General features: G+C 61.3%; 12 protein-coding genes. 1 reads left to right on the forward strand and 11 read right to left on the reverse strand.

Going from position 1 to position 14,435, the window contains the following annotated elements; translation table 11 throughout:
* Positions 1 to 38: 38 nt before the first annotated feature.
* Genes AC1UK9_RS14015 through arnB form a run of 9 tightly spaced genes read right to left on the reverse strand, consistent with a single transcriptional unit; the run spans position 39 to position 10,455 of the window.
* Positions 39 to 1,637: an ArnT family glycosyltransferase gene (locus AC1UK9_RS14015; protein ID WP_482577693.1), complete on the reverse strand. Its 1,599-nt coding sequence runs from the start codon at positions 1,635 to 1,637 to the stop codon at positions 39 to 41.
* The gene (locus tag AC1UK9_RS14020; protein ID WP_025109807.1) at positions 1,634 to 3,013 is read right to left on the reverse strand and encodes a UDP-glucose dehydrogenase family protein; all 1,380 of its coding nucleotides are present in this window, start codon (positions 3,011 to 3,013) and stop codon (positions 1,634 to 1,636) included. The genes AC1UK9_RS14015 and AC1UK9_RS14020 overlap by 4 nt, the downstream gene beginning before the upstream one ends.
* Positions 3,010 to 3,423, reverse strand: a complete 414-nt coding sequence (gene arnF / locus AC1UK9_RS14025; protein ID WP_025109806.1) for a 4-amino-4-deoxy-L-arabinose-phosphoundecaprenol flippase subunit ArnF — start codon at positions 3,421 to 3,423, stop codon at positions 3,010 to 3,012. The genes AC1UK9_RS14020 and arnF overlap by 4 nt, the downstream gene beginning before the upstream one ends.
* Positions 3,420 to 3,764 (reverse strand): 4-amino-4-deoxy-L-arabinose-phosphoundecaprenol flippase subunit ArnE, encoded by a 345-nt coding sequence (gene arnE / locus AC1UK9_RS14030; protein ID WP_025109805.1) that lies wholly within the window; start codon positions 3,762 to 3,764, stop codon positions 3,420 to 3,422. The genes arnF and arnE overlap by 4 nt, the downstream gene beginning before the upstream one ends.
* The gene (arnT, locus tag AC1UK9_RS14035) at positions 3,761 to 5,410 is read right to left on the reverse strand and encodes a lipid IV(A) 4-amino-4-deoxy-L-arabinosyltransferase (RefSeq protein WP_025109804.1); all 1,650 of its coding nucleotides are present in this window, start codon (positions 5,408 to 5,410) and stop codon (positions 3,761 to 3,763) included. The genes arnE and arnT overlap by 4 nt, the downstream gene beginning before the upstream one ends.
* Complete coding sequence (gene arnD / locus AC1UK9_RS14040) at positions 5,407 to 6,291, reverse strand: 4-deoxy-4-formamido-L-arabinose-phosphoundecaprenol deformylase (RefSeq protein ID WP_025109803.1); 885 nt, start codon at positions 6,289 to 6,291, stop codon at positions 5,407 to 5,409. Before arnD ends, arnT begins: the two co-directional genes overlap by 4 nt.
* Entirely contained in the window at positions 6,291 to 8,282 is a 1,992-nt protein-coding gene (gene arnA / locus AC1UK9_RS14045) for a bifunctional UDP-4-amino-4-deoxy-L-arabinose formyltransferase/UDP-glucuronic acid oxidase ArnA (RefSeq protein ID WP_025109802.1), read from the reverse strand. Before arnA ends, arnD begins: the two co-directional genes overlap by 1 nt.
* A complete protein-coding gene (arnC, locus tag AC1UK9_RS14050) occupies positions 8,279 to 9,310 on the reverse strand; it encodes an undecaprenyl-phosphate 4-deoxy-4-formamido-L-arabinose transferase (protein WP_025109801.1) in 1,032 nt (343 codons plus the stop codon). Before arnC ends, arnA begins: the two co-directional genes overlap by 4 nt.
* Entirely contained in the window at positions 9,307 to 10,455 is a 1,149-nt protein-coding gene (gene arnB / locus AC1UK9_RS14055; RefSeq protein WP_025109800.1) for a UDP-4-amino-4-deoxy-L-arabinose aminotransferase, read from the reverse strand. The genes arnC and arnB overlap by 4 nt, the downstream gene beginning before the upstream one ends.
* A 436-nt stretch (positions 10,456 to 10,891) precedes the next feature.
* Between arnB and AC1UK9_RS14060 the strand changes: the two genes are divergently transcribed.
* On the forward strand, positions 10,892 to 11,782 hold the full coding sequence (locus AC1UK9_RS14060; protein ID WP_482577695.1) for a site-specific integrase: 891 nt from the start codon (positions 10,892 to 10,894) through the stop codon (positions 11,780 to 11,782).
* Here AC1UK9_RS14060 and AC1UK9_RS14065 read toward each other — a convergent pair whose 3' ends face one another.
* Together AC1UK9_RS14065 and AC1UK9_RS14070 are read right to left on the reverse strand one after the other, a co-directional pair.
* Positions 11,783 to 12,841 (reverse strand): ABC transporter ATP-binding protein, encoded by a 1,059-nt coding sequence (locus AC1UK9_RS14065; protein WP_482577696.1) that lies wholly within the window; start codon positions 12,839 to 12,841, stop codon positions 11,783 to 11,785.
* Positions 12,838 to 14,433, reverse strand: coding sequence for an ABC transporter permease (locus AC1UK9_RS14070; protein ID WP_482577698.1), 1,596 nt, complete (start codon positions 14,431 to 14,433; stop codon positions 12,838 to 12,840). The genes AC1UK9_RS14065 and AC1UK9_RS14070 overlap by 4 nt, the downstream gene beginning before the upstream one ends.
* Positions 14,434 to 14,435: the final 2 nt, after the last annotated feature.

Raw genomic sequence — 14,435 nt, forward strand, 5'->3', positions numbered from 1 at the left:
CTTGAAAAAGACCAGAAGATCGCAGCCTTCGCCAACCGCTACAAGGGTTTGATGTACAACAGCACGTAATCGTTCTTGTCGAAGCTACCCGTCACCACCGGTTGCAGGCCGGCCAGCGCGGTGCCTTGCAGTGTTTGCAGGTCCTTGCTGTCCATCATCAGCCACGCCGGGCCCTTGATGGTTTCGAGTTGCTGCACCGTCTCGGTGAACTGCGGCTGCAGGTCGTGCTCGACGTTGACCATGAACTTGATCGCCTTGGCGTCTTTGCCCATGCCGTGCAGCACCAGCGGTGCCGGATTGGCCTGGACTTGAGCGAACGCGGCGCGACTGAACGTCTGCGTGTCATACAGACGCCGCTCCACCGGCTCGAACACCGCGGCATACACCGTCCACAACGCGAGAACCGAGCACAGTGCCAACACTTCGGCACGCCAGCGCGGGAACAGCAAACGCGAAAGCGCGAGCAATTGCAGGACGCCCAGCACGACCAGTATCAGGGTGAGGCCGTTCAGTTGCTCGGGAAACCGCCGCTTGGCCACCAGCAGAACCACCATCAGCAAACCCGGCGTCAGCAGCCACAGCCCCTGAATCAAGCCGCGCAATACCCGGAACACCCGCCCGTGCAGTACCTGGAACGGGTAGGCTGCGATGATCGCTGCCATTGGCAGCATCGGCAGCAGGTAACGCGCCTTCTTCGCCTGCGGAATCGACAGGCCGACCATCACGATCAGCCCGGCGGCCGCGCAGTATTGAACCAGGCGCAACGCCGGACCACGTTGATGCGGTTTGCTCAGCCAGGTCGCGGCCAACGCGAGGATCGCCAACGGATACGCCAGCGCGTAGTTGCCCATGGAACTGGTGAAGTAATACAGCGAGCCGCTAACGCCTTCACTGCCATCCATGCGCCCCATGAACTGCATGCGAATCACGTCCTGCAAGAAGGCTTCGCCACCGCTGAGCTTTGCCAGCCACAACAGCAGGCCGACGCACGCGGCGAGCAGGATCGAGGCGAGCACACCGAACACCAACAGGCGTTTCCACTCACGGTTGAGCAGAAAGTAGCTGCAGAGCATGCCGGTCGGCACCACGAGGCCGATTGGCCCGCGAATACCAAAACCCAGCAACAAAAGAACAAAGATCAGCGGCCAGCGGCGGCGGGAGCCGAAATGGTCGTGCGCGTAGCCCAGGTAAAACACCGACAGGGCCACGGCGGCGAGCATCAGGTCCTGCGATACGGCGCGCACTTCGGTGATGAAGGTGCTGGTGAGCATCAACAGCGCAATGCTGATCAACGCCCAACGCTGCGAATGCACCGCCAGCAAGCGGTACATCAAAGTCACGATCACCGCGCCGGCAATCGCGCTGGGCAGCCATGCTGTCAACGTGTTGACCGCGCCGAAGGGCAGCGACAACAACCAGATGAACAGCGTCGAAACCGCCGAATAATCGGCGTATGGCTGGCCGTAGGTGGTCGGGAATACCGTAGGCCCGTGTCTCAACATCTCTTGGGCAAACAGTACGAAGCGTGAATCGAAGCCAATGGGAGCCTGTCCGTAAACCCCGGCTATAAACAGCAACAGTGCCAGCAGCCCTGCGATCAGGGACTGCCGGCGGATGACAGGCGACAACGTGATCAAGCGACGTCCACGGAGTTAGGCCACTGTTGCAGCGGGATCGGCAATTTGCGCGAATCACCACGGCCGATCGGGAAGTACTTGAAGCCGTTGCGCGCCAGACGTTCGGCGTCGTACAGGTTGCGGCCGTCGAAGATCACCGGGGCTTTCAGACGTTGCTCGATCAGGTCGAAATCCGGCGCCTTGAACTGCTGCCATTCGGTGCAGATGATCAGCGCATCGGAGCCCGACAGCACCGATTCCGGGGTGCCCATCAGCATCAGTTTTTCTTCGTTCGGGTACAGATGCTGGGTTTCCTGCATCGCTTCCGGGTCGAACGCGCGCACGCTGGCGCCGGCGGCGAACAGAGAATCGAGCAATACGCGGCTTGGCGCATCGCGCATGTCATCGGTGTTCGGCTTGAACGCCAGGCCCCACAGGGCGAAGGTCTTGCCGCGCAGGTCGCCCTTGTAGAACGCGTTGATGCGGTCGAACAGCTTGTGCTTCTGCCGCTCGTTGATCGCCTCGACCGCTTGCAGCAGGTCGCTGGAGCAATGGGCCTGCTCGGCACTGTGGATCAGGGCGCGCATGTCTTTGGGGAAGCACGAGCCGCCGTAACCGCAGCCCGGGTAGATGAAGTGATAACCGATGCGGGTGTCGGCACCGATGCCCTGACGGACCGACTCGATGTCGGCGCCCAGGTGTTCGGCCAGTTCGGCGATCTGGTTGATGAAGCTGATCTTGGTCGCCAGCATGCAGTTGGCGGCGTATTTGGTCAGTTCGGCGCTGCGCAGGTCCATGAACATGATGCGGTCATGGTTGCGGTTGAACGGCGAGTACAGGTCGCGCATCACGTCGCGCACTTCGTCACCTTCACAGCCGATGACGATGCGGTCCGGACGACGGCAGTCGGACACCGCCGAACCTTCCTTGAGGAATTCCGGGTTGGAGACGATATCGAACTGCAGTTGACGGCCAGCCTTGTCCAGCGCGGCCTGGATGTGCGCGCGCAGGGTATCGCCGGTGCCGACCGGTACGGTGGATTTCTCCACCAGAATCAGCGGCTGCTCACGATGACGCGACACGGCGTCACCCACCGACAGCACGTACTTCAGATCGGCCGAGCCGTCTTCGCTGGACGGCGTACCGACCGCAATGAACGCAACGCGACCGTGTTGCACAGCGAGTTTTTCATCGGAGGTGAAATGCAGGCGGCTGGAGTCCAGGCCTTCGCGTACCAGGCTCGAAAGCCCCGGTTCAAAGATGCTGACGTGACCCTGGCGCAGCAGTTCGACTTTCTTCTGGTCGATGTCCATGCACACGACGTCGTGACCGACTTCGGCCAACACGGCGGCCTGCACCAGACCGACATAACCGCTACCAAATACTGTGATTTTCATGGAGCACTCCTGAATTCGGGCGCACGAGACGGACGAGTGTTAATAGTGATGACCCCGAGCATGACCAGTGCCACGCCCAGTGATTTAGTGAGACTGAATGATTCGTTGAACAGCGGCAGACTGGCCGCCAGCAGATAAACCAGCGCGTAACTGATGCTCAGCAGCGAATAAGCCCGACCCAGCGGCAGATCGCGCAGGGCGGCGAGCCAGCAGAGCATCGACAGCGCGTAAGCCAGAATGGCCACGAACACCACGCCCAGCGCGACAAGGTCGACGCTGCCGGCAGTGAGCGCCGACCACCATTGTTCCGGCTGCGGCAGGCGCGTCATGCTCCAGCGCATGCCCAACTGGGCACCGCTGACCAACAGCACGCTGCCCAGAGCAAAAGCGATTCCACGTCCCTGACTCATGAGTGTTGCCCCAACAGCACCACACCGCCGATCACCAGGGCGACGCCCAGCCAATGGCGGCGGTCGACCGGTTCACGGAAGACAAACCGTGCGATCAGCGTGATCAGTACAAAGTTGAGGCTGAGCATCGGGTAAGCGATGCCGACTTCCAGCCGTTGCAGGACCAGCAGCCAGACCAGCAAGCCGCTGCCCAGCGCCACAAGTGCCAGCCACAGCCAGGGCGAACGCAGTTTGTCCGCCCAGGATGAGTCGACCCCGCGCCAGCTCTCAACCGCGTATTTCTGCGCAACCTGACCCAGGCAGGTCAGCAGGCATGCCGTCAGCAGCAAGATCCAGCTCATGACGGGTCCTTGGGCAGAACCATGATCACCAGATTGCCTTGCTCGTAGCGGGTACCGTCCTTGGGCAACAGGTCGACTTCGTGCAGCTCGTCATCGCCCTTGACCCGCATGACCACGCCGACCGAACCGGTACGACGGGCATCACGCATCCAGGCTTGCACCTTGTCGGTGGTGATCCGCTGTTCGGCGCCTTCCGGGTAGGACAAGCCGTACTTCAACTCGCCCACGGTGTTGTACAACGCGACGTTTGGCCGCTGCAGACGCCAGGCCAGCGCCGAGGCCGCGCCCAGGTCGTTGCTCAACAAGTGAGTGGTGCCGGACAACTCGTCCAGGTGATGCAGGATGAACTGGTCCGGAGTCTTGTTGGACACCACGGACTTGGGCAATGCCGCCGGCAGGACACCGATCAGCAGCAGGCTGCCCAGCGCCGGTGCCGCCCAGCATTGCAACGGCAGGAACGCTTGCGCCAGGTTGGCGATGATCCAGCCGATCAGTGCAATGAACACCAGCACCATGCTGTGCAGTTCGTGGTCATACACGGGCTTTTTCAGTTGCAGATAAACCAGCGCAATCAGCAGCACAATGCCCAGCAGCAGATTGAGCAGGCCGTTGATGCTCAAGGCACGGCCCTGTTCAAGGCGCAACCGGTCCGCCAGCGCATTGCCCAGCAGCAACGCCATCGGCAGCAGGCAAGGCAGGATGTAGGTCGGCAGCTTGCCGTTGCTCAGGCTGAAAAACAGCAGTGGCATCAGCAACCACAACAGCAGGAACGCAATGGCCGGTTGAGCGCGGGTTTGCCAGGCTTGCTTGAAGCTGGTCGGCAACAGACCGACCCACGGCAGGCTGAACGCCACCAGCAACGGCAGATAGAACCACCACGGCGAATCATGCTGGGCATCGTCGCCGGCAAAACGGCGAATGTGTTCATGCCAGAAGAAGAATCGCCAGTAGTCCGGTTCATGGGAATGAACCGCCAGTGCCCACGGCAGGCTGACCGCAATCGCCACGACGATCGCCACCGGACCGAAGACCAGCAGCTCACGCCAGCGCTTTTGCCAGAGCATCCACGGCAGGGCGATCAGTACCGGCAGCGCCCAGGCGAGAAAACCCTTGGTCATGAACCCCATGCCGCACGCCAGGCCCAGTACCGCCCACGCGGCGAAGCGTTGCCCGCCAGAGCGGCTGTCCAGCGCAAACCACAGCGCGACGAGGCTCAGGTTGACCCAGAAGGTGAATTGCGGATCGAGGTTGGCGTAACCGGCCTGGCCGGCAACAATGGTGAAGCTCATGTAGAGCAGGGCGCAGACAAAGCTCTTGCGTGGGTCGTTCCATAACCGGCGAGCGATCAGGTAACCCAGCAAAACACTCAAACCGGTGCTCAGCGCCGAAGCGAAACGCACGCCGAACAGGTTCTGTCCGAACAGTTCCTGACCGATGGCGATCATCCAGTAGCCGGCAATCGGTTTTTCGAAGTAACGCAGCCCCATGAAGTGTGGCGAAACCCAGTCCCCGCTCAGCAGCATGCTCTGGCTGATTTGCGCGTAACGGGTTTCATCGGGAATCCACAAACCATGGGTGCCCAGCGGCAGCAGATACGCCAGCAGGCAAAGTACTACCAGCAACGGCAATGCCCAGCGTTTACTCATGCGCCTTGCACTCCCAGCCAGCCTTCACGGCCTTCAAGTGCGCCGCGTTGTACGTGGCCCACGGGCAACGTGTTGAAAAACTCGGGCAACAAGTCGCCCAGTGGTTTGAAGTCAATACTGCGCTGGCGTGCAGCGGCCAGCAATTGACGAAAGTCCTGAGCCATCAGAATCCCTTCTACTTCGGCATGAATGGTGTAGACGTTGAGTGCTTGCTGACGGAACCGGTCGAGGATGAAGGCGTTGAAGTCCTTGGCAGCCACGGTCGGACCGACGACTTCATCGAAGGTCGGCATGTCCACCGGGATTTGCGGCGCCCCCGGAGTGCCATCAGCCAGCAGCGGACGGAACAGGCTCTGCCCGCGGCAATCGCTGTTGTAGCGAAAGCCGAAGGTTTGCTTGGCCTGGATCACGCGTTCGTCCGCACGCCAACCGGCGGAGGCCGAACACTGGATCTTTTCCCCGAGAATATCGCTGAGGGTGTCGACACCCCGACGGATCTGTTCGATCAGTTGCGCCTCGCTCCAGCGCCCGGCGTTGGCCTGCCAGCCATGGTGATCCCAGGCGTGCAGGCCGACTTCGTGACCGGCGTCCCGGGCCTGACGCATCAGGTGCCCGAGATCGCGACCAATCGGTTTGCCTGGCCAGGCAGTGCCGGCCAGCAGAATGTCCCAGCCGTACAGGCCGGCAGCGTTGGAACGGAGCATTTTCCAGAGGAACTGCGGGCGGATCAGGCGCCACAGATGCCGGCCCATGTTGTCCGGGCCGACACTGAAGAAAAACGTTGCCTTGACCTGAGCCTCGTCGAGCATCTCCAACAGTCGCGGCACACCTTCACGGGTGCCACGGTAGGTGTCGACATCGATACGAAGACCTGCCTGCATTACTTCTTGTCCGCGATTTCGAGCATGGCTTCACGCAGGAAGAAGTCCAGGGTATTGCCGATGGTCTCGCGCATTTCCACGGTCGGCTCCCAGTTCAGCAGGCGCTTGGCGTTGGCAATGCTTGGCTTGCGGTGTTCCACGTCCTGGTAACCGGCACCGTAGAACGCCTTGCTTTCCACGTCGCGGAAACCGGCGAACGGAGGGAAGTTGTGACGCAGCGGGTGCGCTTCGAACTGACGCAGCAGCTCTTCGCCCAACTGGCGGATGCTGGCTTCGTTGTCCGGGTTGCCGATGTTGATGATCTGACCGTTGCAGACATCGTTGTCGTTATCGATGATGCGGGCCAGTGCCTCGACGCCATCAGCGATGTCGGTGAAGCAGCGCTTCTGCTCGCCACCGTCGAACAGACGGATTGGCGTACCTTCGACCAGGTTGAGGATCAACTGGGTGATGGCGCGGGAGCTGCCGATACGGGCCGAATCCAGACGGTCCAGGCGCGGGCCCATCCAGTTGAACGGACGGAACAGGGTGAAGTTCAGGCCTTTGGCGCCGTAAGCCCAGATCACGCGGTCCAGCAGTTGCTTGGAGACCGAGTAGATCCAGCGCTGCTTGTTGATCGGACCGACGATCAGGTTCGAGCTGTCTTCGTCGAAGTTCTTGTCCTGGCACATGCCATAGACTTCGGAAGTCGACGGGAAGATCACGCGCTTGTTGTACTTGACGCAGTAGCGAACCAGTTTCAGGTTTTCTTCGAAGTCCAGTTCGAATACGCGCAGCGGGTTGCGGGTGTATTCGATCGGGGTGGCGATGGCCACCAGCGGCAGGACCACGTCGCATTTCTTGATGTGGTACTCGATCCACTCGGAGTGAATGCTGATGTCGCCTTCAACGAAGTGGAAGTTGGGGTGGCTGCGCAGACGCTCGATGGCGTCGGAACCGATGTCCAGACCATAGACTTCGTAGCGGTCGTCACGCAGCAGACGCTCGGACAGGTGGTTACCGATGAAGCCGTTGACACCGAGGATCAGCACGCGGGTGCGACGTGGTGCACGACCGGACTCGGCACCGCGCAGCAGCGAACCGTCAACCAGACCCAGTTCGTTGGCCAGTTGCGGGCCGCTGAGGTACAGACCGTTGTCGTTGCGCTGACCGGCGTTGATCACCAGCGAGTCTTGACCGCAGGCAATGCGCAGCGGATCGACGCTGATCACGCGGCCGGGTGCCTGGCCTTCGTTGCCTTTGACGACTTCGGCGCTCCAGACGATCAGTTTATGCTCGCCCACAGCGCAGAAGGCGCCCGGGTAAGGACGGGTGACGGCGCGAACCAGGTTGAACAGTTCTTCGGCCGGTTTGGCCCAGACCAGTTTGCCGTCTGCCGGGGTACGACGGCCAAATACGGTGGCCTTGGATTCGTCCTGCGGGGTTTCGGTGATCTTGCCTTGCAGCATGTTCGGCAGGGTGTCGCGCAGCAGGTCGCTGGCGGCCGTGCGCAGTTTGGCGTGCAGGGTCAGGCCGGTGTCGCTGCGCTCGATGGCAACGCGCTGCTGGGCAACAATGGCGCCAGCATCAGCGCGCTTGACCATGCGGTGCAGGGTGACGCCGGTTTCGGTTTCGCCGTTGACCAGCACCCAGTTCGCCGGAGCGCGGCCACGGTAGCGTGGCAGCAGCGAGCCGTGCAGGTTGAACGCGCCTTTTTTGGCCAGGGCCAGCAGTGGCTCGCTCAGCAGGTTGCGATAGTAGAAGGAGAAAATGTACTCCGGGTCCAGCTTGGCGATGCGCTCGATCCACAGTGGGTGGTTGGCGTCTTCCGGCGCGTGCACCGGGATGCCTTTGCTGGCGCACAGTTGTGCAACCGATGCATAGAAAGCATTTTCTTTCGGATCATCGGCGTGAGTGAACACTGCTGCAATGTCATAGCCGCTGTTGAGCAGGGCTTCAATGCCGGCGCAGCCAATATCGTGGTAGGCGAAGACAACAGTTTTTGCACTCATGAGAGAACCTGATCGGAAGTGGAAGAAGTAGCGGTAGAAGAAAGACCATCAACGGTGACGGCAGGGGCCGGATCGGCCGGCTGGCTGCGCAACACCTTTTCGATGAAGAAACGTGGGCGGGCACGCACATCGCTGTACATACGGCCCAGGTATTCACCCAAAAGCCCCATGCCGATGAATTGACCACCGGTAAACACGAAGAGCACGGCGAACAGCACGAAGGTACCGTCGCCGGCCCAACCGGCACCGAAGGCCAGACGCAGAATGATCAGTGCAACGGCGAACAACACACCCAGGCCGGCCATGGCAAAGCCGACGATGCTCAGCAGGCGCAGCGGGGTGGTGGTCATGCAGGTGACCAGATCGAACATCAGGTTGATCAGGCGCATCGGGCTGTATTTCGAGTCGCCGTGTTCACGCTCGGCGTGGGCCACGACGATTTCGGTGGTGTGACGGGCGAAGCTGTTGGCCAGGATCGGGATGAACGTGCTGCGTTCGCGGCAGGCGAGCATCGCGTCGATGATGGTGCGGCGGTAGGCGCGCAGCATGCAGCCGTAGTCGCTCATGGCCACGCCGGTGGAGCGTTGCACGGCAAGGTTGATGAGCTTCGACGGATAACGGCGCAGGGCCGAATCCTGACGGTTGCCACGCACGGTGCCAACCACGTCGTAACCTTTTTCGGCCTCGGCCACCAGTCGTGGAATTTCTTCTGGCGGGTTCTGCAGGTCGGCGTCGAGGGTAATCACCACGTCGCCCTTGCACTGTTCGAAACCGGCCATGATCGCCGCGTGCTGACCATAGTTGCGGTTGAGAATGACCGCCACGAACGGGCTGTTTTCACGGCCAGCGGCTTCTTCGAGCATGTTCGCCGATTCGTCACGGCTACCGTCGTCGACCAGCACGATTTCAAAATCGTGATTCAGCTGACGGCAGGCCGCTTCGGTACGGCGCAGCAGTTCCGGCAGGCTTTCCTGTTCGTTGTAGACCGGGATGACGATCGACACACTGCGGATTGGATAAGGTTTCACAGGCGTTTTTCCATGATTTGTTCGATGGCACCGACCACGCGGTCAAGGTCTTGACCGGTCATGTCGGGGAACAGCGGGATCGAGCACAGCCGCGCCGAGTTCCATTCGGTATTGGGCAGGTACAGGTCTGGGTCACGCTGGCGATACCAGGTGTGCAGGTGGGTAGCAATGAAATGGATACCGGTGCCGATGCCCTGATCCTGCAAAGCCTTCATGAAGGCTTCGCGGTCCATGCCACAGCGCTCGCTGTCGATGCGCAGGATGAACAGGTGCCAGGCGTGTTGCTGGGCGTAGGCGGGCAGGGCCAGCGGTTGCACCGGCAGGCCTTCGAACCTTTGCAGGTAGTGGGTGGCCAGTTCGGTGCGACGGGCGTTGATTTCGTCCAGGCGTTGCAGCTGCACCAGGGCAATCGCGGCGTTGATGTCGGCCAGGTTGTATTTGAACCCCGGCTCCATCACTTGCGCCTGCGGCTTGCGGCCACCGGTCAGACGGTCGTAGGCATCGACGCCCAGGCCGTGGAATTTGAGCATGCGCACGCGGCTGGCCAGCGCTTCGTCGTCGGTGACGAACATCGCGCCTTCGGCGCAGGTCATGTTCTTGATCGCGTGGAACGAGAAGATCGCGGTGCCTTGCGAGCCGACGTGACGCCCCTTGTAGCGCGTGCCCGCGGCATGAGCGGCATCTTCGATGACCGGGATGCCATGCTTGTCGGCCAGGGCATACAGCGGATCGAGATCGAATGCGGCGCCGGCGTAGTGCACCGGGATGATCGCCTTGGTGCGCGGGGTGATGGCCGCTTCGATGCGCGCAGCGTCGGTCATCAGCGTATCGCGGTCGACATCGACGAACACCGGTTTGGCGCCGAGCAGGGAAATCATGTTGGCGGTCGACACCCAGGTCTGCGACGGGGTGATGACTTCATCGCCCGGGCCGATGCCCAACGCCAGCAGGGTGATGTGCATCCCGCCGGTGGCCGAAGACAGTGCCACGGCATGTTTGCAGCCTACGTATTGCGCGAATTGTTCTTCGAGTGCCTGATTTTTTGGCCCGGTCGTGATCCAGCCTGAGCGTAAAACCTGCTCGACAGCTGCAATTTCTTCTTCGCCGATACTAGGGCGGGAGAAGGGGAGAAACGCCTGAGACATGGGCACCTCGTAACGGATAATGATGGACAGATCCCTCTGATTTTCATCGGATCCAATTCCAGAGTAGACGCAAAAAAAGGTTTTGCATCAAGCGTTTGCCTAAAAGACAGGACGTCGGGAGCTGGTTGACTTTTCAGGCGTTGCCCGGCAGGTTGGGCGATATCGGCTGAGGATCAGTCGGGCCCAAGGTTATTCCCGATTTTGTGAAAGGAATATGAAAAACCGGTCGGTGAATCATTTATCTCCCCTTCATACAGCCACTGTTCAGGCTTGCAGCGTTTGTCGCAGCGCTTTTTTGCTAAGTCCGACAGAGTCACGCGTGTTTTATATTAAGTAGATTGCAGTTGTTAGTTGTTGTGTTGAACAGTTTTTAATCAAGGCCTTTCGTTTGATTGACTTACCCGCTTTACCTGCCGTTACCCCGAAAACCAACCCTATGTCCTTGTATCTGGCGCGTTTGGCCCCTTCCAGCCAACTCACCATGCGTTACGTTTTACAAGACGCTGCCGACCGTCTGGGGTTCGAAGACATGAATGTCGAAGAGATCCCGTGGCACGCGTTGCAACCGGAAGATGTCGTGGCGTTAGTCGCTGCTTTGCGCGAAGACAACTACGCGCCCAATACCTCGTCAATGTATGTAAATGCGGTGCGTGGGGTAATGAACGAAGCGTGGCGCATGAGCCTGATTACTCAGGAACACCTGCTGAAGATGCGTTCGGTAAAAGGCATCGCCGGCACCCGGTTGTCGCAGGGGCGTAATCTGAAACGCACGCTGATTCACGAATTGATGGAAGTCTGCGCCGCCGACCCGCGCCCGCAGGGCCTGCGCGATGCCGCAGTGATTGCACTGCTGTACGGCACCGGCATGCGCAAGTCGGAGTCAGTGGATCTGGACCTGAACCAGGTCGATTTCAGCGAGCGCAGCCTGTGCGTCACCGCCAAGGGCAACAAGCAGTTGATCAAGTACGCCCCGGCCTGGGCCTTCGCCAAACTCGATGCCTGGCTTGAGTTGCGCCGTTCGCAGCTCAAGGAAGGCGAGAGCGACGATGCTTTCCTGTTCAACCGCATTCGCCGTGGCAGCCACATCACCCGCGAGCGCATCACCAAACACGCGATCTATTACATCGCCCGTCAGCGCGGCACGCAGGTGGGGGTGAAGATCATGCCTCACGACTTCCGTCGCTCGTTCATCACCCGGGTGATCGAGGAGCACGATCTGTCGATCGCGCAGAAACTTGCTCACCACAGCAACATTCAAACGACCGCCAATTACGATGTCCGTGATGACAACGAACGGCGGCGGGCGGTGGACCGCTTCGACCTGTGATCAGCGCATGTCAAAAACGTGCGCTGCACCGAGAATCGACAACTGCACGGCGCTACCGGCCGGTGGCGCATGCATGCCGGTACTGCGCACCAACAGCGAACGCCCGATGTCCTGAGCGGCCTGCGGGCGCAGTTCGACGGTCAGGGTGCAGGTGTTGCCCCCGAAATCCCGCTCGGTCACGACCGCATGGCAGCCTTGGGTCTCGGCAGGAACCTCGCAAATCTGCAGTTGCTCGGGCCGCAGCATGATCTGCGCGCTGCCGGCAAAACCGTTGGCGTTGACGGCCACACGCCCGAGATCGCAATGCGCCCAGCCGGACTCGATCCGCGCTGGCATGACCACGGCTTCGCCGAGGAAGTGCGCCGTCTGCTCGTCGCTCGGATAGCGATAAAGGTCCATCGGATGCCCGGATTGCACCAGGCGACCGCCGCGCATCACCGCCAACTGGTCGGCGAACGACAACGCTTCGCTTTGATCATGGGTAACCAGAATGGTGGTCACCCCGGCGTTCTCCAGCAGCCGTGCCACCATTTTGCGCATGGCCCCGCGCAAACCGGTGTCGAGCGCTGAAAACGGCTCGTCGAGCAGCATCAGGCGAGGTTGTTGGGCCAAGGCCCGCGCCAGCGAAACACGTTGCTGCTGGCCGCCGGACAATTCGTGAGGCCAGCGCGTCGCCATGTTGGCGTCCAGCGCTACGCTGTCCATCAACTCAAGGATGCGCTGGTTTCTCGCGGTGCCGGTCTGGGTCAGGCCGAAGCCGATGTTGGCGGCAACGGTCATGTGCGGGAACAGCGCGCCGTCCTGCGGCACATAGCCGATCTGGCGTTGATAGGCCGGCACCGCGTGAGTGCTGTCGACCAGCACTTCGCCGTTGAGCGACAGGCTGCCGGCATCGGGAAACTCGAACCCGGCAATCATCCGCAACAAGGTGGTTTTGCCGGACCCGGACGGCCCGACGATGACCGTACGGCTGCCCGAAGGCACTGAGAGGCAGATATCATCCAGCGCGGTCTGGGCGCCGAAGGCTTTGCTGAGAGAGGTGATTTCGAGAGCGTTCATCGGCCAGCCGTACGTCTTGATTGGTGATAGAGAATGGCCGTCAACGGCAGCGAGAGCACGATCATCAGCAGGGCATAAGGCGCTGCGGCGGCGTAGTCGATTTCGCTGGTCATGGCCCAGAAACCGGTGGCCAGGGTGCGCGTGCCGTTAGGCGCGAGCAGCAGGGTGGCGGTCAATTCATTGGTGATCGCCAGAAACACCAGTGCCGCGCCGGCAGCCGCTCCCGGCGCAGCCAGGCGCAGGGTGATCAGCCACAGGGCGCGCACGGGGGATCGGCCTAGGCTTTGGGCGATGTTTTCCAGCTCTACCGGTGCCTGTGCGAAACCGGCGCGCAGGCTGACCAGCGCGCGCGGCAGGAACATCAGCAAGTACGCCAGCAGCACGGTAAGGGTGGTCTGGTAGATCGGCCGCGCGAAGTGAATGGTGACCGTCACCAAAGCCAGCGCCACAACAATGCCGGGCAGCGAACTGGTGATGTAATTGCAGCCTTCGAGCAAGCGCTGCAATCGGCCGGGAGCACGGATCGACAGCCAGGCTATCGGGATCGCCGCCACAGTGGTCAATAGCGCGCCAGCGACACCCAATGCCAACGTTTGAAGCAGTGCCGGCAGCCACTCGCCACCTTCCCAGACCTCTACGCCACCGGCAATCAGCCAGCGGCCCAGCGTCAGCAGCGGCACGCCGAGGGCCAGCAGGCAGGTGACGATTTGCAAGCCGAGGCCAAAGACCATCGCACCGCGACTCAAACGCACCGTGCGCTGCTCGCGGGCGCTGCCCGAACCGACCCGGGCATAGCGCGCCTTGCCACGGGCAGCGGACTCGGCGCTCAGCATTGCCAGGCAGCAAAGTGCCAAGACCCCGGCGAGCATGTTCGCGGCCGGGCCGTTGAAGGTCGATTTGAACTGGTCGAAGATGGCCGTGGTGAAGGTGTCGAAACGGATCATCGCGTACAGGCCGTATTCGGCCAGCAAGTGCAGGCCGACCAGCAACGCACCACCGCAGATCGCCAGTCGCAGTTGCGGCAATACCACGCGCAAGAACACCGCCCGGGGTTTGAGTCCGAGTGATTCGGCAACGTCTTCAATGGCTGGATCGAGACGACGCAACGTCGCGGCCACCGGCAGATAGAGAAACGGAAAGTACGCAATCACCGACACCAGCACCCCGGCCGGCAATCCATGAATCGAAGGCACCAGGCTGACCCACGCATAGCTGTGGACGAACGCCGGGACCGCCAGCGGCGCAACCGCAAGCAATGACCAGAGGCGTCGCCCGGGCAGATTGCTGCGTTCGGTCAACCAGGCCAGCGCCGTGCCGAGCACCACGCAGATGGGGAGGGTGATCAGCACCAGCAGAACGGTGTTGATCAGTAATTCGGCCACGCGTGGGCGAAACACCATGGCTTCGATGGTTGCCCAGCCGGTGTACCACGACACGCCGATCACGAATCCGATCGGCAGCAGCGACAGCAAGGAAACGATAATCGCCAGAACGACCACCCACGATCCCCCTCGACCAGTGAGGGCGCGGCTGGCACGTGAGCGCTGGGCGAGGGATGCCGAAGCAACCCCCGCCGGCAGGGTTTCAGGCATCA

The sequence above is a fragment of the Pseudomonas sp. AK-TSAG1-1 genome (assembly GCF_056821665.1).